The 23503-nt window shown below is 72.4% G+C and carries 22 protein-coding genes and 1 pseudogene; 8 read left to right on the forward strand and 15 right to left on the reverse strand.

Translation table 11 applies throughout. The features are described from left to right. The 5 genes from AB0C36_RS08070 to AB0C36_RS08090 all read right to left on the reverse strand — a co-directional run bounded on the left by AB0C36_RS08070 (position 1) and on the right by AB0C36_RS08090 (position 4053). Complete coding sequence (locus AB0C36_RS08070) at positions 1–1137, reverse strand: serine hydrolase domain-containing protein (RefSeq protein ID WP_358350949.1); 1137 nt, start codon at positions 1135–1137, stop codon at positions 1–3. After that, positions 1134–2078: a DUF6895 family protein gene (locus tag AB0C36_RS08075; protein WP_358350952.1), complete on the reverse strand. Its 945-nt coding sequence runs from the start codon at positions 2076–2078 to the stop codon at positions 1134–1136. The genes AB0C36_RS08070 and AB0C36_RS08075 overlap by 4 nt, the downstream gene beginning before the upstream one ends. Next, positions 2075–2857: a hypothetical protein gene (locus tag AB0C36_RS08080; protein WP_358350955.1), complete on the reverse strand. Its 783-nt coding sequence runs from the start codon at positions 2855–2857 to the stop codon at positions 2075–2077. Before AB0C36_RS08080 ends, AB0C36_RS08075 begins: the two co-directional genes overlap by 4 nt. Positions 2858–2904: 47 nt before the next feature. Beyond that, positions 2905–3087: a hypothetical protein gene (locus AB0C36_RS08085; protein ID WP_358350958.1), complete on the reverse strand. Its 183-nt coding sequence runs from the start codon at positions 3085–3087 to the stop codon at positions 2905–2907. Between the two features lie 222 nt (positions 3088–3309). Beyond that, a complete protein-coding gene (locus AB0C36_RS08090; RefSeq protein ID WP_358350961.1) occupies positions 3310–4053 on the reverse strand; it encodes a class I SAM-dependent methyltransferase in 744 nt (247 codons plus the stop codon). 305 nt (positions 4054–4358) lie between these two features. On the opposite strand from AB0C36_RS08090, the gene AB0C36_RS08095 reads away from it, so the two are divergent. The 3 genes from AB0C36_RS08095 to AB0C36_RS08105 all read left to right on the forward strand — a co-directional run bounded on the left by AB0C36_RS08095 (position 4359) and on the right by AB0C36_RS08105 (position 7681). Next, complete coding sequence (locus tag AB0C36_RS08095; protein WP_358350964.1) at positions 4359–5417, forward strand: helix-turn-helix transcriptional regulator; 1059 nt, start codon at positions 4359–4361, stop codon at positions 5415–5417. Between the two features lie 80 nt (positions 5418–5497). Then, positions 5498–6598, forward strand: coding sequence for a class II histone deacetylase (locus AB0C36_RS08100; protein WP_358350966.1), 1101 nt, complete (start codon positions 5498–5500; stop codon positions 6596–6598). Positions 6599–6715: 117 nt separating this feature from the next. Continuing rightward, positions 6716–7681, forward strand: a complete 966-nt coding sequence (locus AB0C36_RS08105) for a hypothetical protein (protein ID WP_358350969.1) — start codon at positions 6716–6718, stop codon at positions 7679–7681. Positions 7682–7739: 58 nt separating this feature from the next. On the opposite strand, the gene AB0C36_RS08110 is transcribed toward AB0C36_RS08105, so the two are convergent. The 5 genes from AB0C36_RS08110 to AB0C36_RS08130 are packed head-to-tail and all read right to left on the reverse strand — an operon-like array spanning position 7740 to position 12780. Next, a complete protein-coding gene (locus AB0C36_RS08110; protein ID WP_358350972.1) occupies positions 7740–8867 on the reverse strand; it encodes an acyl-CoA dehydrogenase family protein in 1128 nt (375 codons plus the stop codon). Position 8868: 1 nt separating this feature from the next. Beyond that, the gene (locus AB0C36_RS08115) at positions 8869–9696 is read right to left on the reverse strand and encodes an enoyl-CoA hydratase/isomerase family protein (RefSeq protein ID WP_358350975.1); all 828 of its coding nucleotides are present in this window, start codon (positions 9694–9696) and stop codon (positions 8869–8871) included. Further along, positions 9693–10694, reverse strand: coding sequence for an acyl-CoA dehydrogenase family protein (locus tag AB0C36_RS08120; protein WP_358350978.1), 1002 nt, complete (start codon positions 10692–10694; stop codon positions 9693–9695). The genes AB0C36_RS08115 and AB0C36_RS08120 overlap by 4 nt, the downstream gene beginning before the upstream one ends. Further along, a complete protein-coding gene (locus AB0C36_RS08125) occupies positions 10691–11635 on the reverse strand; it encodes an acyl-CoA dehydrogenase family protein (RefSeq protein ID WP_358350979.1) in 945 nt (314 codons plus the stop codon). Before AB0C36_RS08125 ends, AB0C36_RS08120 begins: the two co-directional genes overlap by 4 nt. 2 nt (positions 11636–11637) lie before the next feature. After that, entirely contained in the window at positions 11638–12780 is a 1143-nt protein-coding gene (locus AB0C36_RS08130; RefSeq protein ID WP_358350982.1) for an acyl-CoA dehydrogenase family protein, read from the reverse strand. Positions 12781–13065: 285 nt separating this feature from the next. Between AB0C36_RS08130 and AB0C36_RS08135 the strand changes: the two are divergent. Further along, a pseudogene (locus tag AB0C36_RS08135) lies at positions 13066–13599 on the forward strand (AMP-binding protein); the annotation flags it as partial. Positions 13600–13690: 91 nt separating this feature from the next. After that, positions 13691–14680, forward strand: a complete 990-nt coding sequence (locus AB0C36_RS08140) for a class I adenylate-forming enzyme family protein (RefSeq protein ID WP_358350985.1) — start codon at positions 13691–13693, stop codon at positions 14678–14680. Here AB0C36_RS08140 and AB0C36_RS08145 read toward each other — a convergent pair. Next, positions 14671–15129, reverse strand: a complete 459-nt coding sequence (locus AB0C36_RS08145; RefSeq protein ID WP_358350987.1) for a MaoC family dehydratase — start codon at positions 15127–15129, stop codon at positions 14671–14673. The genes AB0C36_RS08140 and AB0C36_RS08145 overlap by 10 nt on opposite strands. A 106-nt stretch (positions 15130–15235) precedes the next feature. Beyond that, positions 15236–16180 carry a LysR family transcriptional regulator gene (locus AB0C36_RS08150; protein WP_358350990.1) on the reverse strand — a complete coding sequence of 315 codons (945 nt, stop codon included), beginning with the start codon at positions 16178–16180 and terminating at the stop codon, positions 15236–15238. A 170-nt stretch (positions 16181–16350) separates the two neighbouring features. Here AB0C36_RS08150 and AB0C36_RS08155 point away from each other — a divergent pair, with 170 nt between their 5' ends. The 3 genes from AB0C36_RS08155 to AB0C36_RS08165 are packed head-to-tail and all read left to right on the forward strand — an operon-like array spanning position 16351 to position 20169. Further along, positions 16351–17886, forward strand: a complete 1536-nt coding sequence (locus tag AB0C36_RS08155; RefSeq protein WP_358350991.1) for a 3-hydroxyacyl-CoA dehydrogenase — start codon at positions 16351–16353, stop codon at positions 17884–17886. A 42-nt stretch (positions 17887–17928) separates the two neighbouring features. Beyond that, positions 17929–19089 (forward strand): acyl-CoA dehydrogenase family protein, encoded by a 1161-nt coding sequence (locus AB0C36_RS08160; RefSeq protein WP_358350993.1) that lies wholly within the window; start codon positions 17929–17931, stop codon positions 19087–19089. Between the two features lie 21 nt (positions 19090–19110). Beyond that, positions 19111–20169: a TIGR03617 family F420-dependent LLM class oxidoreductase gene (locus AB0C36_RS08165; RefSeq protein ID WP_358350995.1), complete on the forward strand. Its 1059-nt coding sequence runs from the start codon at positions 19111–19113 to the stop codon at positions 20167–20169. A gap of 54 nt (positions 20170–20223) precedes the next feature. Here the strand turns inward: AB0C36_RS08165 and AB0C36_RS08170 are convergent, their stop codons facing one another. The 3 genes from AB0C36_RS08170 to AB0C36_RS08180 all read right to left on the reverse strand — a co-directional run bounded on the left by AB0C36_RS08170 (position 20224) and on the right by AB0C36_RS08180 (position 23348). Continuing rightward, entirely contained in the window at positions 20224–20982 is a 759-nt protein-coding gene (locus tag AB0C36_RS08170) for an SDR family NAD(P)-dependent oxidoreductase (protein ID WP_358350998.1), read from the reverse strand. A gap of 126 nt (positions 20983–21108) precedes the next feature. Then, positions 21109–22158, reverse strand: coding sequence for a phosphotransferase family protein (locus AB0C36_RS08175; RefSeq protein WP_358351000.1), 1050 nt, complete (start codon positions 22156–22158; stop codon positions 21109–21111). Continuing rightward, positions 22155–23348, reverse strand: a complete 1194-nt coding sequence (locus tag AB0C36_RS08180; protein WP_358351003.1) for an acyl-CoA dehydrogenase family protein — start codon at positions 23346–23348, stop codon at positions 22155–22157. Before AB0C36_RS08180 ends, AB0C36_RS08175 begins: the two co-directional genes overlap by 4 nt. Positions 23349–23503: the final 155 nt, after the last annotated feature.

The raw sequence follows: 23503 nt of genomic DNA on the forward strand, positions 1-23503 counted from the left end.
TCAGGGCGTGGCCATGAGTCCGCGCAGGGCGGAGTACGCGGTCTGCACGAACGCGCCCGTCAGCGTCGGACCGGTGTTGGTCATGGCCGCAAGTGCGGTGCCGCTTTGCGGGGCGAACCCGAGGAAAGCGACGAACCCGCGCGTGGCACCGGCGTGGAACACCACGCTCTGGCCCCCTACTTGGCGCGAGTTCCAGACCAGGCACAGTTCGTCGCCCGAACGGGCCCGGCTCAAGCGTGGTTTCCGCACCTCGCGCAGCGCGTCCGCCATCGGCGGCGCGCCGGTCGGTAGCGCGCCTGTCGATAGCGCGCCGGCCTGCGGCGTGCTCGTCGGCGTCAGGTGGGCGGCCAGGTACCGCAACATGTCGTCCCCGGTCGAGCGGAGCGCGCCCGCCGCGGGCAGTCCCGGGATCCGCCACGGCGGCAGCGGCCGTCCGCGCCGGTGCCCGACAGCCTGCGCCACGGGATCGGGAGCGCATCCGGTCGCGGTGAGGCCGAGCGGACGGCAGACACGTTCCGCCAGCAGTTCCGGGTAGGTCCGTCCCGCCGCCCCGGCCAGCAGGCGACCCAGCAGCGCCACCCCGTAGTTCGAGTAACGGACCCTGCTGCCGGGCCTGTTGGTGACCCGGGTGCGCGGGAGGGCGGCGCGGAACTGGTCGTCGGAGAATGCGGCGTACGGATTGTCCGACCAGTTCGGCAGGGCACGCACGGCCAGCCCCGGCGGCAGCCTGGGCAGTCCCGACGTGTGAGTGGCCAGGTGCAACAGCGTCATCGGACCTCCGGCGGCGACCCTCGGGCGGCATCCGGCCGGGAGGTACGCGTCGACGGGGTCGCTGAGGCGCACCTCCCCTCGCGCCACCGAGTCCGCGAGCAGCAACGCGGTGAAGGTCTTGGTCACCGAGCCGACCTCGTACGCCGTGGCGGGTGTCGCCGGCGCACCGCCTGCGAACTCACGACCATGACACAGCACTTCGGAGCGTCCGTCGTGGATGGCCGCCAACGTCACGGCCGTTGCGCCGGGGGACGCTTGGACGAGATCGGCGAGAATGTCCGCCGTGCCGATCGTGGCCGCCGTACCGGTCGCCTGGTCGCGGTCGACCGGCGGGGCATCGTGGCGCGGCGGTTCGCGGTGGGTCATCGGGTCGCGGATGACGCGTCCAGCACGCGCGACAAAGTGGCGGTGCCGGCGATCACCGCGACGACTGCGGTGTGTTCGTGGTCCCGGAACGCCTCCGCGGGGTCGTCCTCGACCGGATCGGTGTCGCGCGGTGTGAGGCCGTCCGGGTGTTGGACGGCGGCGAGCCGGTCCCAGGTGGCGGAATCGCACACGGGGGCGCCGACACACGCGTCCACGATGAGGAGTTCGCCGACCAGGTCCCACTGGCCGACCTCCAGCCAGATGTCCACCCACACCGGCAGCCAGTCCCGCAAGTAGTCGCGTACGGCGGCGGGCAGGCCCTCGGGCCGGGCACCCCAGTCGGTGAGGTGGAACACCGTGTGGGTGATGCTGTACCCGGTGCTCCAATCGACCGCCCACGGCTCCGGCAGGGCGCCGAGCCACGTGGCCGCCGAGAGCGAGGTCCAGTCCGGCCGGTCCCCGAGGCCGATCACGCGCCGCGCGTTGGCCACCGCCAGCCTGCGGTTCGGCAGCAACTCGACGGCGTTGGGCGCGCGCAGGCGGGTGAACGAGTCAAGCAGGTCTTCCAGCGGCTGATGCCGGTATCCGACGCGGGCGAAGTGGGCGTACGTCTCCACCGGATCGGTGAGCAGCATGTGCCGCAGCTGCCTTTCGTACAGCAGGTCGCCGCCGTGCAGTTGCCGCCAGCACAGGTCCATCAGGTCGCGTGCCGCCTCGAGGTCGCGTGCCCCGGCGACGCCGTCGCGCAGCACGAGGGACGCTGCGAGCGCGGCCTCACCCAGGGGCTTGTACGCGCTGTCCGGATCGGCGAAGTCCACGGTGGCGTCCGGCGGAAGGTCGCCCTGCCCGGTGCGGTACCGGGTGTGCAGCCAGTGCAGCGCGCGTGAGGACCACCGCTGCGCGGTGGCGAGCAGTTCGGTGTCGGTCGCGGCGTCGGTCATCGCGGTTCTCCGGTGGCCTGCGTGTCGCCGGTCGACGGCTCGTCTGCGTTCGACGGCGGCTCTTCCGTCGGCGGCGGCTTTTCGGTGTGTCGGGCCGATTCCGCGGACAGTCGGTCGGCCAACGCCATCTCCAGCGCGGAACGGGCGCTTCCGTCCCCGATCTGCCGCAGGCGTACCAGCATCGGCGGCACCTCCACCGGCAGCGTCACCCCGGCGCGCTCCGACCAGGCCAGCCAGCGCGTGAGGCGTACGGCAGTGCGGTGGTCGCGCCGCAACAGCGCACGGACCGCGCCCCGGGACAACGAGAGCGGGTCGCGCCGCGCGGCGTCGTGGACCGGGCCTTCGAGGCCGGGCAGCGCCAGCGCGGACAACTGCGCCATCGCAAGCGACCACGCTTGCCAGCCGCCGCCCTGGGGCGGCCGTTCCGGCGCCGCGACGGCCGGGATCACGGCACCGGCCTGGACGGCGAGGCGTCCGGCGGCCCAGTCCCGCCAGACCGCCGGCGACGCGTGGGCTCCGGGGCCGTCGGCGGGCGGGAAGACCCGGAAGGCACTCGCCACCACCGTCGCCGTCTCCGGATCGGGCGGCCGGGAATCCATCAGGGCGGGGGCGAAGACATCGGGGCCGAGCACCCGTACGGCGGCAAGTTCGGCGGTGGAGGGCGGATCCGGGAACACGACCGCACCCCCGCCGCCCGCAAGGGCGTCGAGGGCGCGACCCGCCATCCGCTCAACTGCGTCGGCGTATTCGTCGCGCAGCGCGTCTGCGGTGACTGGCATGGCTTGTGGAGCCTCCTGTCAGGGCGGGTGAAGTCGGACCAGGGGACCTACCGGCCCTTTTCCTTGGGCTGCTTCGGGGAGAGGAGAAGCAGAAGGAAGTACGCCGACGCCGGGCACGGCATGGGCGCGTCGCTGATGGGCGCCTCGTCCTCCGCGAGCAGCGCGGTCAGCGCCGTCTGCTCGACCGACGAGGCCACGGCCTCCGTTGTCGGGTGCAGCTTGGTGAGCATGAGATCTCCTCACGATCGAACGGCGTCCGGATGGCGCCGTCTCTTCAGAGTCACAAATCATGATCGAGGTCGCCAGCCGACACGGTTGGTTGGCGCGCCGGACGGACGGGCCCAGGATCGTTGTTCTTCCCGGTCGGAGAACCGGGCGCCGGAGGGTACGGGTTGCGGCCGGACGGCGCACGCCGGCCTGGCCCAAACGGGTCGTGGCCGCGACCGCGGCGGTCAGAGTTCGGCGACGAGGAGGCGGTAGCCGACGTCGATGCTGTCCAGTGCCAATAGATCGGCGTAACGGTCCTGCCAGCGACCGGTGTTCAGGTCGTCCTCGAGCGCGGCCAGGCCGGGCGCCAGGGCGGCGTCGCCGGTCTGCGCGAGCATCGAGATGCCGGCGCGTACCCGGGGGTCCAGGTACGCCTGCGGCCGCCGCCAGAACGCGGCACCGAAGCCGTCGGTGCAGTCGTGCGGGATGGGCACGGGCTCCTGCCATGCCCCGCCCAGCAGTTCGGCCACGACGTCGATCGGCATGGCCCGCTCGTCGTCGAACTCGGCGGCCTGCGGGAGGTAGTCCCGCACCAGCCAGAACCGTTCGCGGAACACCTGCTGGTCCCACGTCAGGACCACGATGCGGCGCCTGGCGATCCGGCGCAGCTCGGCGATCCCGGCCTCCGGATCGGTCCAGTGGTGGATGGTCAGCAGGGCCATGACGGCATCGGCGGCGCCGTCGCGCACCGGCAGGCGTTCGGCCACCGCGCGCACGGCGGGCGCGGCACCGGGCGGCCGCTGCGCGATCATGACCTCGCTGGGCTCGACTGCGAGGACCGTCTGAGGCGGTTCGTACGAGCCGCTGCCGGCCCCGATGTTGATCACGTCGGACGCGTCCCCCAGCGCCGCGTGGATCTGCGCGGCAATCCGCGGATCCGGCTGCCGGGTGTGGACGTACGAAGTGCCGATCGTGTCGTAGATGTTCATGGCCCAAGTATCCGGATGGCCCGATCACCCCCGCGGGCAGCCCCCACCCCGAACACCACTACCCACCAGGCCGGTTGACCACCGCCGCCAACGCCGGACCCTGGTGAGGTCGATGACGGATCTGGCCTGTTTCCCGCTGATCGGGGCGTCGGCTGCGCTTGCCGTCTGGCCGATCATCTTAGGCCACTCGGCGGTGCTTCGTAGGGCTCGGTGGGGCGGGGAGCTTGACGGCGCATTGTTTGCGGTCAAACGATGTACCTCCATCGGCGGCCGGGTCGGCGCCGGGCGGGCACGAGGAGGCGGACATGGAAAGACGTACGGTCGCCGCGGCGGTCGGGGTGGGCCTTGCCCTCAACCGGCCCGGCGGTGCCGACTGGAGACAGGCGTTCGACGCGCTCGCACTCGCCCTGCCGGAGCTGAGCGCCGTGCAGGTCACGGGATGGGACCCGGTCGCGTCGCGCTATGCGGTGGTCGCCGAGCAGGGCTACCCGAGCGGCGTCTCGGCCGACCTGACCGGCATGCCGGGAACCGTGTGGGGGCGGCTGCTGCGCAATTCGGACCTGCCGCTGCTGATGGACGACGAGGGCCTCGGCTTCCGGGGCTCGCCGCACTATCGCGACTGGCTCGCACCGGCCGGCTACGACGACGGGCTCGGTGCCTGCCTGCGCGACGAGGCGGGGCGGCCCGCCGGGTTCATCCAGATGAGCGCCGGACGCCCGGCGGCGTTCGGGGAGGCGGCGCGGGCCTTTGTGGCGGAGGTTGCGGCGTTCCTCGTACCGCATGTCGACCCGTGCCTGAGTCCGCAGGTGGACGCGGCGTACGGTCCCGACTGGACGGGGAACCGGGTCACTCCCGACGGCCGCGTGCTGCCGCTGCGCGCGCGGCCGGAAGGGCCGACCGCGCAGGACGCCGGGCTCCGCTCGCTGGCCGTCCGCTTCGCGGCGCTGCGCGAACCGCGCCTGGAGTTCCTGTGGCCCGTCGGCCGGCGCTGGCTCCAGGCGGTCCTGCTCGCCGCCGGGCGGTCGTCGTACGCCGGGGCGGTGCTGCTCACGCGCGCGTATCCCAACGAGAGCGGCCTCACCATGCGCGAGGTCGACGTGCTCACCGCCATCGCCGCCGGGCACGCCAACCCGGTGATCGCGGACCGGCTCACCATCGGGCGCCGCACGGTGGAGACGTACGTGGAACGCCTGCTCGGCAAGCTCGACTGCCGCTCGCGCAGCGAGTTGGCCGCCGTCGCGGCGCGCAACGGCCTGGTGCGCCCGCGTCCCGGGTCCGGGGACCTGGGCGATCGCGCCTCGTTCACCCGCACCGCGTCCCGCCGGGGCACCCCTCGGTGGCCTGACGCGCGAACTTGTCCGTGAACTCACGGACCCGCCGCCCACCCCGCGCGCCCGAGGCTTGCATCCCCAACGCCGGACCGCGATGCGCCGAGGAGGCCGCAATGACCACCGGATACGTCTACCACGAGATCTTCGGCTGGCATGACACCGGAACCCACGCGGGATTGTTCCCCTCGAACCCCGCCGCCGGGCTCCAGCCGCTGGTCCACGTCGAGAACGCGGAGACCAAGCGCCGCCTGCACGAACTCCTGGTGGTCTCGGGGCTCGCCGACCAACTGGTGCGGCTGGCACCGCGCGCGGCCACCGAGGAGGAGATCCTGCGCGTGCACGACCGCGCGCACCTCGACCGGGTGCGGGCCGAGAGCCTGCTGCCCAAGGGCGGCGACGCGGGCGACGGCCTCAGCCCGTTCGGCCAGGGCGCGTACGAGATCGCGGCGCTCGCCGCGGGCGGCGCCATCGTGGCGGTCGACGCGGTGCTGGACGGTGTCGTGGACAACGCGTACGCCCTGGTGCGGCCGCCGGGCCACCACGCCGAACCGCAGACCGGCATGGGCTTCTGCATCTTCGGCAACGTCGCCGTCGCGGTCCGGCACGCCATGGCGGCGCGCGGCATCGAGCGCGTCGCCGTCCTCGACTGGGACGTGCACCACGGCAACGGCACCCAGAAGGCGTTCTACGCCGACCCGGACGTCCTGACGATCTCGCTGCACCAGGACGACGTTTTCCCGCCGCGCAGCGGGTACCGCGACGAGCGCGGCGAGGGGGCGGGGCTGGGCTCCGCCGTCAACGTCCCGCTCCCGGCCGGTTCCGGCGACGGGGCCTACCTGTACGCGATGGACACCGTGGTCGTCCCCGCGCTCCGTGCCTTCGAGCCGCAACTCGTGCTGGTCGCCTCGGGGTTCGACGCCAGTGCGATGGACCCGATGGCCCGCCAGATGGTCACCTCCGAGGGCTACCGGGCACTCACCGAACGCCTGCTCGACACCGCGGCCGACCTGTGCGGCGGCCGGGTCGTGATGTCGCACGAGGGCGGCTACAACCCGTCGTACGTCCCCTTCTGCGGCCTCGCGGTGATCGAGGCGATGGCCGGAGTCCGCACGCTGGACGACCCGTTCCTCCCGATCGTCTCCGGCTTCGCCGGCCAGGACCTCCAGCCCCATCAGCGCGAAGCCGTCGACGCCGCCCGGTCGCTCCTCAAGTGACGGCGGCGCCGCAACGCGCGGTGCCGGGGCGGCAGTCGGACGATCGGCGCGGCGGTGTGAGCCGCCCTGCCGAACCGGCTCCGACCGGCGGCCCCCGACCGGGTATCGTCGGCACGCATGGGTTTCGACACAAGCTTCCACCCCGTTGACCTGGCCCTCGTCCAGGACCGCCTACTGCCGTACATCGCCGGGGTCGGCGACGACGACGGCCTCGACGACCTCCTCGACCGGGCGGTGGCCGTCCGCCGGACGCGGTTCGAGGCCAAGCAGTGGGCGGTCGGGGCGATCGACGCCGCCAAGGGGCTGGGCGTGGACGCGTTCGACACCAGGCTGCACGTGTGGGGCCGCCCGTTCTTCGTCACCGGGGACGATCCTGCGCAGGTCGTCCACGACATCGGGCGCTATCTGGCCGCCACGCCGGAGGAAGTCCCGGCGCTCGCCCGCGAGATGCTCGACCGCCTGCACCCCGGGCTCGCCGCGCACGCCACCCCTTCGACGGAAGGCGTCATCCCCGAGGCGGGGGCGCTGCGCGAGCACATGTCGTGGCGCATGCGGATCCTGCGGGCGGCCGGCGCCGCACTGCGCTCCGGCGCGCCGACCGTACGCGATCCCGACACCGGGCGCGAACACCCGCCCGGCGTCCTCATCGACAGCGAAGTCCCCTTCAGCGTCGTCGAGTTCGCGGCCATTTTCCACCCCGGCTGGATGTCGCGGGGCTACACCTGGCCGACCCGGGTGTGTGCCACCGCGGGCGTCGACGACGTCGGCTTCGGCCTGCCGACTCCGCTGTACGACGCGCTGGCCGAGGTGTTCCCGAGCCGCGACTGGGCGGCGGAGCCCACCATCACCGGGAACTACTCGGTAGGCGGCCTGGTCCCTCCGCACGCGGTCGCCGCGGCGCGCGCCAATCTGCGCACGCACCGCGACGAACTCCTGGCCCCCGCACACGCCGACGGCTGGGGCCACGACCTGGCCACGGACCTGACCAAAGTCGACGAGGCCATGGCGTACGCGGAGGCGCACGGCTTCGCCTTCTGCGAGGCCACCGAGATCTACAGCGGCATGGAGGGCTCGCTCAACTGACGCGCCGGCTCGCGCCACGGGAACGTCGGCCCCACTCGACCGGGCGAAGCGTGGCGCGTCAGGTGCGGGCGCCGAGGTCGAAAGCCTGGCGGGCGACGAGTCCGCGCATGGTTTCGGAGGTGCCGCCGCCGATGGTCTCCAGGATCGCCTGCCGCCACATGAACTCGATGTCGGTGCCCTTGACGAGCGCCTCCGGCGAGCCGAACTCCATGGCCGCACGGGCGATTTCCTGGGCAACGGTGGTTCCGGCGAGCTTGTGGTACGCGGCCGGGACCGCGGACGGCTCACCGGCGATGATCTCGCCCAGCAGCGCCAGGGCCAGTGCTTCGACCTCCGCCACCCGCACCGCCAGCTCGGCCAGGCGTCCGCGGACCGCCGGGTCCTGGCCGAGGCCCGCGTCCTCGACCCAGCGGACCAGGTCCTGGAGGTCGCGCCGGAGCCGTTTGGGCGGGAACTGCACGTGCCGCTCGACGGCGAGGGCCGACCCGACGACCTGCCAGCCCTCGTTCTCCGCGCCGACGCGGTCCGCGACCGGGACGCGCACATCATCGAAGCGGACCTCGTTCAGGCGGCCGCCGTCGTGCGTCGGGATCGGGGACACCGTGACCCCTGGGTGGTCGAGGGGGACGATCAGCACGCTGAGCCCGCGCGACCTGCTGTCGGCCGCGCCGGTCCGGCAGAGCAGCCAGATGCAGTCTGCCCAATGGGCGTTGGAGGTCCAGCACTTCGCGCCGTCGACCTGGTACTCGTCCTGGGACACGCGCTGCGCACGGGTGCGGACCGCGGCCAGGTCCGATCCCGCGTCGGGCTCCGAGTAGCCGAGGGCGAAGTTGAGGCGGCCCTCTCGCAGTCGCGGCAGGAAGCGGTCGCGCTGCTCGGCGGTTCCGTGTGCCATCAGCGCCTTGGCCATCAGGCCGGGGCCCATCGGGGGACGGGCGACGCGCGCGTACGCCATTTCGTCCCACAGGATGAACTCGTAGGCGGGCGACAGCCCCGCGCCGCCGAACTCCTCCGGCCAGGAGAGCGACAGCCAGCCGCGGTCGCCGAGGGCCCGGTAGAGCCCGCGTACGCCCTCCCCCGTCTTCTCGCGGCGGTGGAAGTATCCGTCCAAGTCCCGGAAGTCCGCGAGGAATTCCAGCACCTGGGCGCGGAACTCCTCCTCCTCGGGGGTGAATCCGAAGTCCACGTCAGTCGTCCTCGCCGGTGGTCCACTTGGGCTCGCGGCCCTCGCTGAACGCCCTCGGCCCTTCCTTGGAGTCGGGGTGCGCCCAGTGCATGCGCAGGAGGGCCCATCCGTACTCGCAGGCCTGGGCGTAGCCCATTTCGAGCGAACCCCAGACCGCCTGCTGCGAAAGCGACACCGCGGCCGGGGAGTTCTTGGCGATGCTGCGGGCGATTTCCTCGGCCGTGTCCATGAGGCTTTCGTGGGCGACGAGTTCGTCGGCCAGCCCCAGCTGGTAGGCGCGCTCCGCGGGCATGCGGTAGTCCTTGCCCATCAGCGTCATCCGCAGCGCGGACCCCAGCGGCAGGCGCTTGGCCAGGCCGATGTTCTCCATGGCACCCACCAGCCCGACGTTGACGTGGCTGTCCATGAAGGCCGCCCGCTCGGAGGCGACGACGATGTCGGCGTCGACCACGAAGTGCAGCCCGGCGCCCGCCGCGAGGCCGTTGACCGCGCAGATGACCGGCTTCCACACCCGGTTCTGCCGCGGCGACCAGAACACCTCGTCGGTGAGGGGGCCGGTGCCCGTGCTCATCCCGCCGCGTCCGGCGACGACGTTCACGTCGGCCCCCGTGCAGAAGTGCCGGTCGCCGGCTCCGGTGACGATGGCGGCGCGGATCCACGGGTCGTCCCGGACCTCGCTCCACACCGCCCGCACCTGCGGCATCATCGTGCCGGTCAGGGAGTTCCCCTTGTGCGGGCGGTTGAGCGTGATGTACGCGATGTGGTCGCGCTTCTCGAAGAGCACCTCGGGCGCCCCGGCCTCCCCCGAAGGCTTCTGATCCTGCGTCACTTCCGGCCCCTCTCCGACTGCTTCGACTGCGTCGACTGCTCCGCGTGCTCCGCGTGCTCCGAGCGCTCCGCGTACATCCCCAACACCTGTGCGCCGATGGCCTTCTCTTGCGACGGCAGCAGGGACAGTTGCCTGATGCGCTGCGCGATGTGGCCGACCGGCCCCTCGACCGAGTAGCCGATCGCCCCGTGTGTCTGGTGGGACACGAACGCCGCCTCCATCGCGGCCCGTGACGCCGACAGCCTGGCCGCGGCGGCGAGGGCGGAGCCCTCCCGGTGCCCGGCGTCGATCGCCTGCGCGGCGACCTTGACGAGCTTGTCCGCGGCCGCCAGCCCGAGGCCGGTGTCCACGATCGGATGGGCGACCGCCTGGAAGTCGCCGATGGCGCGGCCGAACTGGACCCGGGTCCGCGCGTGCGTCACCGCGGTGTCGTGCAGGCGCCGGCCCGCACCCCACAGGTATCCGGCCAGCGCCAGGTTGGCGAGGTCGGCCCCCTGCCGCACCCGGTCGAGCGGGGCGACCCGCTCCAGCGCGACGCGTCCCCACGGCTCGTTGCCCAGCGTCTCCACCGGCACCACCGGACCGTCGGCGCGCGCCAGCCAGGCCCGGTCACCGTCCGACTCGACGAACACGCCGGCGATCGGCGCCCACGGCATGAGCGGCGGACGGCCGAAGGACACCAGGCTCGCGCCGGAGGCGACGTCTTGGGCCTGCTCGTCGGGCAGCGTGTGCGTCGCGAAGTAGGTGCCCGCCACCGGGCCGGGGGCGAAGGCGCGTCCCAGTTCCATCGCGGCGGCGGCTACCTCGCCGGCTCCCCCGCCTTCGCCGGGCACCGCCAGGGACAGCACCCCGAGTTCCGCCAATCCCTGCCAGAACGGACGCGGGAACGCGCCGGCGTCCGCACGCTGCACGGCTTCGGTGCACTTGGCAGCGCAGTAGCGGCGGACGGAGTCGGCCAGTGCCTCCTGCTCCGCGGTGAAGGCAACCGGATTGCTCATACTGCCGCTGCTCCCCATCGTGATTCCGCCACGGCGCGGCGGTGCTCGCGCAGGCCTCCGAGTTCGGCGCGCAGGGCCTGCATGCGCAGGGTCCACAGGTGCAGGTCGTGCTCGCGGGTCAGCCCGATGGCCCCCATGATCTGATGCGTCTCACGCGTCAGCCGGTGCAGGGCGGCCATCGTCTGCGCGCTCGCGACGGCCGCGGCCTCCTCGGCGGCGCCGTGGTACGCGGCCTCATAGGTGAGCCAGCGCGAGCCCTCCACCAGCACGCTGAGCTCGGCCAGGCGGTGCTGTAGGGCCTGGAAGGAACCGAGCGGACGCTTGAACACCTTGCGGTCCTTCACGTACTGCACGGTGAGGTCCAGCGCCTTCTGCATCATCCCGAGCGCCTCGGCGGAGACGCCGAGGCGCCACCAGTTCACCATGATCCCGGACGAACCAGGCGCAAGCTTGTGCGCATGGCGCAGGCTTCCGCGCACCGCGACCCGGGCCAGCGGGTAGCCGAACGCCGACGGCAGCGGGGTCGCGTCGTCCGCGGCCAGAACCCCCGCCACGACGTGGCCGTCGGCCCCGGCGATGAGGATGCGGTCGGCGTACGCGCCGTACCGCATGGGCCCGGCCGCGGCGCGGGCGGCCAGGACCACCGGCCCCTCGAGCGGCGGCAGGCCGAGTGCGGGCAGCACCAGCAGGTGCGGAACCGCGGTGATCGCGCCCAGTTCGGCGCTGATCTGCTCGATCGCCAGGACGGCCTCCAGCGGGCCGGCGCCGGGGTCGCCGAACAGGTCCAGGAATCCCCCGTCGCGCAGTGCGGATTCGAGGGCGTGGTCGTATTCGCCGCCAACCGCGAGTTCCCGGGAGCGCGCCGTTCCGGCATGCCGGGCGAGCAGGGCGCCCAGTGCGTCCCGCAGCGCGCGCTGGGTGTCCGATCGTTCGAAATCCACGGCTATTCCTTCGGGAGTTGGAGGATCAGGCGGGAGATCAGATTGAGCTGGACCTCGTAGCTGCCCGCGGCGATTCCGGCGCCCAGCGAATTGCGGAACTGCGCGTCGCCCGGCGATTTCTCGACCAGGGCCTCGGCGCCCATGACGTCGAGCGCGAGGTCTCCGACGGCCCGCTCGGCCTGCACCATCGCGGCGCGGGCCTGGTACGCCTTCGGGGACGGCTCCTTCGCCTTGGCCCGCTCGTCGATGACCCGGTAGACCAGTACGCGGGCCGCCTCGCAGAGCGCACGGGCGTCGCCGAACTGCTCGCGGATCCCCGGGTCGGCGAACAGACCGGCCTCCCGGCACCACGCGGCGAGGCCGTCGAGGACCAGTGCGGCGCGGGCGTAGCGCGGCGCGCCGACGCGCTCGTACGCGAGGGTGCGCCGGACGATGTCCCAGCCCTTGTTCTCCGCGCCGAGCCGGCATTCCTCGGGAACCCGGACCCCGGTCAGGAAGAGCTCGTTGAACGAGTCGTTCCCGACGAACCCGTCGATGCGCCTGACCTCGACGCCCGGCGTGTCGAGCGGGAGCAGAAAGACCGAGATGCCGTCGCGGCCGTCGGCCGCCGAGCCGGTGCGGGCGAGGAGGAAGCAGTAGTCGGCTTCGTGGGCGTACGAGGTCCAGATCTTCTGGCCGTCGATGACGTAGCCGTCCTTGTCCCGGACGGCACGCGTCTTCAGGGCCGCGAGGTCGGTGCCGGCCTCGGGTTCGGAGAACCCCTGGCACCAGAAGACCTCGCCCCGGGTGATCGGGGGGAGGAGCGTCTTCTTCTGCTCCTCCGTGCCGTATTTGACGATGGCCGGGCCGACCCAGTTCACGTTCATGTACTGCGGCCCGCGGGGTTCGCCCCGCTTCCACATCTCCTCACCGAGGACGAAGTGCTGCCAGGCGCCCTGGCCGCCGCCTCCGTACTCCTCCGGCCAGTGCGGGGTCAGCCACCCCCGGTCCGCCAGCCTGCGGACGAATCCCCGCGAGAATTCGGTGAACACCGCACTGCCGAGACCGAACTCGGAACGGTTCCAACCGTCGGCCAATTCGCGATCCAGAAAGTCGACCAGGTCGTTCCGAAACGCGGCGTCCGCAGTGCTGAAGGCGAACTCCACCAGTTCCTCCCTGTCGTGCGTTCATGCGCCCCCGGCCGAATGCCTCGGCAGACGCATATTCGGGCGTCGCACATGTCCGCGGCTTTCGATCGGAGGAGGCGCCCGATAAAAAGAGTACACTCTATTAAGGTAGGCAGCAAGCAAGGTGGTGCTCATCACGAGTCCCCGCATCAGCATCAGGCTGCCTGCCAAAGATGAGTGTCCTTAAAAGCTGACCGGGCGGTAGTGTCCGCCCACAGGGCCACGTGCACGGCGCACGGGCCCGCGACCTCGGGGAGTCGAGTCGTGGGTGACGAACTGACACTGCCGAACTGGCTGCGCTCGATCGGCTCCCAGCCGCACGGGGCACACCGGCGGGCGCTGCGCGACGAGAGCGGCGAGGCGACGTACGCGGAACTGGTCGCCGCGACGGACGCCGTCGCCCACGGACTCCGCGACGCCGGGCTGCGCGCGGGCGACCGGATTGTGACCGCGATGGAGCCGTCGATCCCGCACACCGCGGTCATCCTCGGCACGATGGCGGCCGGCATGGTGGCAGCGCCGCTGAACACCCGACTCACGGCAGCGGAGGCGCGGGCGTACCTCGCCACGCTGCGCCCGGGCGTGGTCGTCGCGGATGCCGCACACACCGCCCTGGCCCGCGCGACGGGCCTGCGCGTCGTCGAACTTGCGGCCGCCGCCGACCGCGTGCCCCTGGTACGCCGCCTGGCTCCGATCAGCGGACGCGTCGACGGGGCCCAGCCGGACGGGACGGCCCCGCGGCCGGGAACGGCGCTGCCGGTCAGAGCGGGGCTGACGACCGGAACCGCGCTGCCGGCCCCGGCGGAGGACGCGCCCGCCATCGTCTTCGCCACCGGCGGCACGACCGGGACGCCGAAGGCGGGCGTACCACACCCATCGGAGCCTGTGGTTGTGGCTGAACACGTGCGCGCACGGAAATCCGCGCTCACCCGCCGACGTCGAGTTGTTCTTCTCCCCGTTCTTTCACATCACGCTGGGCACGAACCTGCTCGCCCCGCTGTTCGCGGGCGGGGAGGTCCGGATTCAGCGGCGGTTCGATGCGGGTGCGGCGCTCGCGGCGATCGACGAGGGCGCAAGCCGCCTGATGGGCGCGCCGACCATGTTCACGGCGCTGCGCCGGCACCCCCGGTTCCGCGAGACCCGGCGCGAGAACGTCACCGCGATCCGCTTCGGATCCGCGCCGTCGACGGACGGCTTCGTGCGCGACCTGATGCGCGACTTCCCCAACGCCCGGATCCGCGCGGGCTTCGGCGCCACGGAGTTCGGCTCGGTCATGGGTCTCGACCACGAAGACCTGCAGGCAGGCAGGGCCGCGGGCGTCGGCCGGCCGCTGCCGGGCGCCACCGTCCGCGTTCTCGGACCGGACGGCCTCGATGCCCCCGGCGGAGTCGTGGGCGACCTCGTGGTGACCTGCCCCTGGCAGGCACACGGCTACCTCGGAATGCCGGACGAGACGGCGCAGACATTCCGCGCCGACGGCGTGCACATCGGCGACCTCGCCCAACGCACCGACGACGGCCGGGTGTTCATCGTCGGTCGCAAGAAGGAGATGATCGTGAGCGGCGGCGAGAACGTCTACCCGCGCGAGGTCGAAGAGGCCGTCCTGCGCCACCCCCGGGTGGCCGACGCCATCGTGTACGGCCTGCCGGACGCGCACTGGGGCGAGCGTGTCGAAGTCGCCGTCGTGCCGGTCGAGGGCCAGTCGGTCTCGCTGGCCGAGATACGCGACTTCTGCCGCTCGGGCCTGGCCGGCTACAAGATCCCGAAGAGCTTGCGCCTGCTCGACGCGGTGCCGCTCACCGCGAACAACAAGCCGGACCGCCGGACGGCGCGCGCCGCGGCGGTCACCGACGCGCGGCCGTCCTCTCCTCAGGGGTAGAAGTGCGTGAGCGACTCCGCGACGCAGACGGGCTTCGCCGACCCCTCGCGTTCGAAGGTGAAGGCGCGGTGCATCCTGACCCCGCCCCGGCCGACCTCCTGCACATCGGTGACCGCCGCATGCAGGCGCACCCGGCTGCCGACCGGCACGGGCGCGGGGTAACGGACCTTGTCCATCCCGTAGTTCAGTGCCATGCCGACGCCGGTGACCCGGAGGAGTTCGGCGCACATCGGCACACCCCAGCTGAGCACCATGTGGCCGTGCGCGATGGTGCGCCCGAACGGCCCCTCGGCCGCGCGTACCGCGTCCGTGTGGATCCACTGGTGGTCGCCGGACACCTGCGCGAAGGCGTCGATCAGGTCCTGGGTGACCTCCTTCCAGGCGGAGTGTCCGAGATCCCGGCCGACGAGATCGGTGATCCCGGCTATGCCGTCGACGGTCAGTCCCACAGTGAACTCCGTTGTGCGAATGGGGGGTACGTTCCTGCCGACCCTCGCATCCGTACACCGAGCGGGTCCAATACCGAATCCGCGTCGCACCCAGACGTGATCCGTCTCAATCCCCGTCCCACGCGGCATCTCCGCCTCCGGTCCCCTCGGTCTCGGTGAACACCGGTGTGGGCAGCACCTGTTCCGCAACCGCGAGAACCGAACGCAAGGCCGCGGACGGGTTGTCGGCACGCCACGCCAGCGCCGCCCGCAGCCGGATCGGCGCCCCGTCGAACGGCCGGTACACCAGGCCGTTCTGCTGGATGTGGCGGCACGAGGTGAGCGTGAAGGTGATGCCGACGCCCGCGGCCACGAGAGCGAGGATCGTGTGCGAGTCCGGCGCCTCCTGGACCACCTGCGGGGTGAAGCCCGCCGCGTCGCACGCCCGGACCGTGGCGTCACGCAGCGACGACCCCGCGTTGGCGGGGAAGCCGACGAACGGCTCCTTCGCCAGGGCCGCGACGGGGATGCGCTCGTACCGGGCGAGTTCGTGGTCCGACGGCAGGGCGCAGATCAGCTCCTCGTCGTGGATCACCCGGGTCCGGACGCCCGGCCGGGTCACCGGCAGCCGTACGAAGCCGAGGTCGAGCGCCCCCTCGGCGACCCTGGCCAGTGCGACGTTGGCGTACGTCTGGCCGGTCAGCACCAGTTCGATGCCCGGGTGCGCGGCCCGGACGGCCCGGGTCAGGCGCGGCAGCGTCTCATGGCTGGAGGCGCCGGCGAAACCGACGGTGACTCGGCCGTACTCGCCCCGTGCCGCCGCCCGCGCGGCGCGCGCCGCGGCGTCGGCGTCCAGCAGCACCGTCCGGGCCGGTTCGAGGAAGGACTGCCCGGCGCTGGTGAGCCGGACCGAGCGGGTGTTGCGCTCGAACAGCTGGACCCCGAGTTCGCGTTCCAGCTGCCGGATCTGCTGGCTGAGCGGCGGCTGCGCCATCTGGAGCCGCCTGGCCGCCCGGCCGAAGTGCAGTTCCTCCGCCACGGCGACGAAGGCGGTCAGATGGCGCAGTTCCACGGGTCCTCCGTCCCCGGGACCGGGGCCCGGCGAGATGGTTCGGATCGCTTCGGATTGTTTCTGATTGAGTCTCAGTGTGAGCTTAATTAGGTATTGGACAGTGATCAATCCGCTTTGACAGCTTGGGTACGCCGTACCAATCCGTCCGCAGCCCTGGGGGAGAACGCACCGTGCACATCAGGATCGTCGGCGCCGGGGTCATGGGCCGCGGCATCGCCCAGTGGGCCGCGACCGCCGGACACACCGTCGAACTGTGCGACACCCGCCCGGAATCCGTGCCCGAGGCACTCGCCTTCGTCGAGGACATACTGCGGCGGGCGGTCCGGAACGGGCGGATGACCTCCGAGGACGCCGCGGACGTCCGGGGACGGCTCGTGCCCCTCGACTCGCCGACCGCTCCCGGTCCGGCGGTGGACCTGGTCGTCGAGGCCATCCACGAGGACCTCGCCGCGAAGACCGCGATGTTCCGTGCGCTGGAGGAGGTGCTGCCCGCCGAGGCGGTCTTCGCCACCAACACCTCCTCGCTGACGGTCACGGTGATCGGCGCGGGCCTGTCGGATCCCTCCCGGCTCGCCGGGCTGCACTTCTTCAACCCCGTGCCGCTCATGAAGATCGTCGAGGTCGTTCCCGGCGCCCGGACCCGACCGGAAATCCCGCACATCCTCGCCGAGTTCGTCCGCCGCAGCGGGCATGCCGCCGTGGTGGTGGCGGACACCCCCGGCTTCCTGGTCAACCACGCGGGACGCGGGCTCGCGACGGAGGCGCTGGCCCTGCTGGAGGAGTCGGTGGCGGACGCCGCGGGGATCGACCGCATCGCCCGCGACGTTCTCGGGCTGCGCATGGGGCCGTTCGAACTCATGGACCTCACCGGGTTGGACATCACCGCGGCGGTCACCGACACGATCTGGCGGGGGTTCGCGCACTCGGACCGGCTGCGCCCCTCCGTCGTCGCGGCCAACCGCGTCGCGGCCGGTCTGCTCGGACGCAAGACCGGGCGCGGCTTCTACACGTACGGCGACGGAAAGGCCGAAGTCCCGCCCGAGCCGCCCGTCGACGGCGACGCCGAACGCCCGGTGTGGGTGGCCGGCGACGGCCCGGACGCCGACGCGTTGCGCGCCGCCCTCGCCGGTACGGGTGCGGCTCCGCGCGGCGGCCCGGTCCCGCCGGCCGACGCGGTGGTGCTGGTCCCCACCTGGGGAACCGCCGTCGCGGCCGCGGTGGCGGCCGCGGACCTGCCCCCGCGGCGGACGCTGGGCGTCGACCCGCTGTCCCTGGCCGCATCCCGCCGTGTGCTGGCGGTGACCCCCGCGACCGACCGCGCCGCGGGCCGTGACGCCCGAGCCGTCCTCGCCCGCGCCGACCCGGGCGGCGTGCCACGGACCGTCTCGGTCGTACGCGACACCGCGGGCTCGGTCGCGCAACGGCTGCTCGCGTCGATCGTCTCGGTGGGCGCCTCGATCGCCGAGCGGTCGATCGCCGCACCGCGGGACATCGACGCCGCCGTCATCGCCGGACTCGGCTACCCGGCGGGGCCGCTCGGCTGGGGCGACACCGTCGGTCCGCGGCGGATGCTCGCACTGCACGAGGGCTTGCACCGCACCACCGGCGATCCGCGCTACCGGCCGACCCGCTGGGTCGCCGAGCGGGCGCAACTCGGGCTGCCGCTCGCGGAGTCGGGCACGTCGCCCGACGACGGCGCGTACTGACCACGCCCGTTGCTGCCGCCATCACACCAAGGAGGAGGAGCTTTGCGCTCACGGGACTTCGGCCTCACCACGACCCAACGCGAAATCAGGGCCATGGCCGCACAGTTCGTCGACCGCGAGGTCGCCCCGCACGCCCGCGAGTGGGACCGCGCCGAGCGGGTCGACCCGGACATCGTGAAGAGGCTCGGCGAACTGGGCTTCCTGGGCCTGATGATCCCGGAGGAGTACGGCGGCGTGGAAGCCGACATGCTCTCGTACGTCCTGGTCACCGAGGAACTCGGACGCGGCGACTCCTCGGTCCGCGGCATCGTCTCGGTGTCCCTCGGGCTGGTGACCAAGACCATCGCGGCGCACGGCACCGACGAGCAGAAGGGGCAGTGGCTGCCGCGGCTCGTACGCGGCGAGGCCCTCGGCTGTTTCGCGCTGACCGAGCCCGGGACCGGATCCGACGCGGCGTCGCTCACCACCCGGGCGGTACGCGACGGCGGCGACTGGGTGATCAGCGGCGGCAAGACGTTCATCACCAACGGCACCGCGGCCGAGGTCGCGCTGACCTTCGCCCGGACCGACGAGACCGGCGTCACCGCCTTCCTCGTGCCGACCGCTTCGCGCGGCTTCACCGCCACGGAGATCCACGGCAAGCTCGGGCTGCGCGGCCAGGCGACCGCCGAGATCGGCTTCGACGCGGTACGCGTCCCGGATTCGGCCCGCCTCGGCGAGGTCGGCAAGGGCCTGGCCATCGCGCTGGGAGCGCTGACGCGCGGCCGCGTCTCGGTGGCGGCCGGAGCCGTGGGCGTGGCCCAGGCCGCGGTCGACGCGGCCGTGCGCTACTCGACGGAACGGACCCAGTTCGGCCGGCCGATCGCGGGCTTCCAGCTCGTGCAGGAACTCCTCGCGGACTCCGAGGTCGACGTCCGGGCGTCCCGCCTGCTGACCCATCAGGTCGCGCGGATGGCGGACGCCGGCATCGGTCCCAAGGAGTACGCGGTGGACGCCTCGACGGCGAAGTACCACGCGGGCGAAACGGCCGTCCGGGTCACCAACAACTGCCTCCAGGTACTCGGCGGCTACGGCTACATCGACGAGTACCCGCTCGGCAGGTACCTGCGGGACGCACGCGTTCTCACGCTCTACGAAGGCACCAGCCAGATCCAGAAGCTCATCATCGGACGCGCCCTCACGGGCGTGAACGCGATGGTCTGACACCGCAGGAGAAGCCGCACCATGACCACTCCCCCGCACCCCACACCGCCCCCTCTGAAACTGGACGTCGGCACCGGCGCGTCACCCGGCGCCGCGGACGCCGCGATCACCGCCGAACAGCGCGGCGTCGACCGGGTCCTGGTCCCCGAGACCGCGCAGGATCCGTTCCAGCTGCTGGCCGTCGCCGCCTCGCGTACCTCCAGGATCGAGCTCGCCACGGGTGTGGCCATCGCCTTCGCCAGGACTCCGATGACGCTGGCCTCCAGCGCCTGGACACTTCAGCAGATCTCCGGGGGCCGCGCCGTGATCGGCCTGGGGTCGCAGGTGAAGGCCCACATCACCCGCCGGTTCGCCATGCCGTGGTCCCAACCGGCCGCGCGCATGCAGGAGTTCGTGGCCGCCACCCGGGCCGTCTGGCACAGCTGGCAGACCGGCGAAAAGCTGGATTTCCAGGGCGAGTTCTATCGCCACAACCTGATGAACCCGCTGTTCGACCCCGGCCCGGTGGCTCAGGGCCCGCCCCTTGTGCTCGTCGCGGCCGTCGGGCCCCGGATGGCCGCGGCGGCCGGAGCGGTCGGCGACGGCGTGATCTGCCACCCGTTCAGCACCGTGCCGTACGTCGCCGCGCAACTCGCCCCGCGGGTCCTTGCCGCCCGGGCCGAAGCCGAAGCCGCACGGGCGCCCTGGACCGGGCGGCCCTTCGAGATCGCCGGGAACGTGCTGGTCGCCACCGGCCGTACGGAGGCGGAGTACGAACACGGCCTCGCCGGCATCCGGGAGCGGATCGCCTTCTACGGGTCCACCCCCGCGTACCGCGGCGTGCTGGAGCATCACGGCTGGGGCGCGCTGCAAGAGGAATTGCGCACGTTGTCGCTCGCGGGGCGGTGGGAGGAGATGGGGCGGCTCGTCGACGACGACGTGCTCAACGCGTTCGCGGTTGTCGCCGAAAGCCCCGCAGCGGCAGGCAAGTTGATCCGCGAGCGCAGCACGGGTGTCTACGACCGGGTGTCGGTGTCGCTGGCGGCCGGCGCGGATCCGGATCTCGCCTTGGACGTCCTCGACGGCGTCCGCAACGGCTGACGTGGCGACCGATGTACGAACGGGCGCGCGGCGGACGCCCGCCTGGAGCACCCGTCAGGAGATCGTCAGGCCGCCGTCGACGGTCAGGGTCGTGCCGGTGACGTAGCCGCCCGCGTCGGATGCGAGGAACAGCACTGCGGCGGCGAGTTCCTCGGCGTCGCCGAGGCGAGGCACGGGCAGGCCGCCGAGGCGGTCCGCGAGGTAGCCGTCCGGGTACTGGTCGGTCATCTCGGACGCGAAGAACCCGGGTGCGACGGCGTTGACCCGGATGCCCCGGCGGCTGCTCCACTGGGCGGCGAGGTCCCGGGTCAGCCCCAGGAGGCCGGCCTTGGACGCGGCGTACGCAGCTTGTGGGAGGCCTGCGGTGACCAGGCCGAGGATGCTGGAGATGTTGACGATAGAACCGCCCTCCCGCATCACGCCCCCGGCGGCCTGCGCCATCCAGTACGCGCCGGAGAGGTTGACGTCCAGCACCGACCGGAACTGCTCGGGGGTCTCCCGCACCGCGGGGACCGCGGTGCCCACTCCGGCGTTGTTGACGAGCACGCGGACCGATCCGAACTCGGCGGCCGCGGCCGCCAGCGCGCGGCACTGCTCCGGCACGGAGACGTCGGTCGGGACACACAGCGCCCTCTGTCCGGCCTTCTCCACCAGCTCGGCGGTCTCGGCGAGTTGCTCGGCCCGGCGCGCGGCCAGGACGATGTCGGCGCCGGCCTCGGCGAGAGCGCGCGCGATGACCACGCCGACGCCCGAGGACGCTCCGGTCACGATGGCGACCCGGCCGTCGAGCCGGAAGCGGTCCAGGATTCCCATGTGAACTCCTTTTGGTGGATGGGGTGTCGGGGAGTGCGGTGTCAGGGCACGCGGTGTCGGGGAGCGCGGTGTCAGGGCACGCGGTGTCAGGGCACGCGGTGTCAGGGCACGCGGTCGGTGCGGCGGTCAGACGGATCCGGTCAGCGCCCGCAGACCGGCCGCCGCGAGCGGCGCGGGCGCCCGGCCGACGGTCTCGAATCCGGAACCCCTGGTGAGCCCGCCGCGGAAGCGGGCGTGGATGCCCTCGGCGATGACCGCGGTCTTGAAGTAGCCGAGAGCGATGTGGAACCCGAGGCCGGTCACGTCGCGGCCGGAGGTCTCGGCGTAGCGCCGGGCCAACTCCCCCGGCCGCGGCAGGCGTTCGCTGGTCGACGCGGCGGCGCCGGCCAGCACCGGCGCGAAGGCGGGGTCCGCGTACGCCACATGCAGGCCCAGGTCCGCGAGCGGATCGCCGAGCGTCGCCATCTCCCAGTCGACGACGGCGCGCACCTCCTCCGGATCGTCCGGGGCGAGGATGGCGTTGTCGATCCGGAAGTCGCCGTGCACGATCGCGAAGCCGCTCTCGGGCGGGCAGGTCTCGGCGAGCCGCCGATACAGCCTGTCGATGTCCGCGAGTTCGCGGGTGCGTACGCGCTGCCATTGGTCGTACCACCGCGCGACCTGGCGGGCGAGGTAGCCCTCGGGCCGTCCGAAGTCCGCGAGTCCGATCTCGGCCGGATCGACGGCGTGGAGGCGTGCCAGGGTGTCCACGAGGGCATGGGCGCAGCCCGCGATGCGGTGGTCCGGCAGCCGGTGCAGCTGCTCGCGGGTCCGGATGACGGTTCCCGGGACGTACTCGACCACCGAGAACGGCACACCCAGCAGCGTGTCGTCGGCCAGTGCCACGGCTCGCGGCACCGGGACGGCGCTGTCCGCGAGCGCGGAGACGACCCGGTATTCGCGGGCCATGTCGTGCGCGGAGGGGGTCAGTCCGCCCAGCGGCGGGCGGCGGACGACCCAGGTGTTCGCGCCGTCGGTCGCCTTGTAGGTGAGGTTGGACCGGCCGCCGTGCAGGAGTTCGGTGGTCAGGCCGCCGCGGAAGCCCGGCACGTTGTCCGCGAAGAACCGCTCCAGGACGGCCAGGTCGAGTCCGTCGGCGCCTGGACGCCCGGCTTCGCCGGCAGAGCCCGCGCTCATCGGGCGTGCGCCGCGTCGTGGCGCCGGACGACGCGCCGGGCGATGGACCAGCGGTGGGTCTCGGAGGGGCCGTCGTAGATCCTGAACGGCCTTGTCTCGCGCAGGAATCGGCCGAGCAGTACGTCGCCGGACACGCCGAGGGCGCCGCAGATCTGCAGTGAGCGGTCCACCACCCGCCAGACCGCTTCGGCGCAGAAGGTCTTGGCGATGGAGGTGGACTGCGCCCCGGACCCGCCCCGGTCGAGATCGGCGCAGGCCTGGAGAATGAGGCCGTGCGCGGCGGCGATGTCGATCTCGTTGTCCGCGATCATCGCCTGGACCATGCCGAGTTCGGCCAGCCGCGAGCCGAAGAGCTCGCGTTCGGCGGCCCTTGCCACCGCGATGTCCTGGGCACGTCGGGCGATGCCGAGCCAGCGCATGCAGTGCGTGGTACGGGCCGGACCGAGCCGGACCCGGGCGTACCGGAAGCCTTCGTCCACCTCGCCGAGCACCGCGTCGTCCGGGACGGTGCAGCCGTCGAAGAGCATCTCGGCGTGTCCGCCGAACAGGCTCTCGTCGAGGGTCTCGATGTGCCGCACGATGCGCATGCCCGGGTTCCCCGCGTCGACGAGGAACATGGTGGCCCCGCCGGCGTCGCCGGGTGCGCCCGACGTACGCGCCATCACGATCACGAAGTCGGCACCGTCCGCCCCGGTGATGAACCACTTGCGGCCGTCGATGCGCCAGCCGCCGGGTATGCGCTCGGCCGTGGTGGCGAGCGCCGCCGGGTCGGAGCCGGCCCCGGGTGCGGGCTCGGTCATCGCGAAGCAGGAGCGCGTCGCACCGGCGGCGAGGGGACGCAGGTAGCGCTCCTTCTGCGCGGGGGACGCGATGGCTTCCAGCATGTGCATGTTGCCCTCGTCGGGCGCGGCGATGTTGAGCGCGAGCGGGCCCAGCAGCGAATAGCCGGCCTCTTCGAAGACGAAAGCGCGGTCCCGCATGTCCAGCCCGTGGCCGCCGTACTCCGGGGAGACGTGCGGTGCGAAGACGCCGGCCTCCCGTGCGGCCCGCTGGAGTTCCAGGCGTACGTCGTCGGAGCCCGGCACCCCGCCGAGGCGCTCCTCGACGGGGACGACCGTCTCGCGGACGAAGCGCGCGGTACGCCGGGCGAGGTCCTCCGCGACCGGGCCGGGCGTGAGGTCGACAGTCACACAGCCTCCCTGGCTGATGATCTCGGTTGATGATCTTGGCTAATGATTATTAGCCAGGACCATAGCAGCACGACCTGTAAAATCGCGATAGAATCCCGGAAACTTCGATCACCGAGCTACGCATCATTAGCCGACGGCTACCAGGGAGTGCGGCC

Source organism: Streptodolium elevatio, from assembly GCF_040649515.1.
GTDB lineage: Bacteria > Actinomycetota > Actinomycetes > Streptomycetales > Streptomycetaceae > Yinghuangia > Yinghuangia elevatio.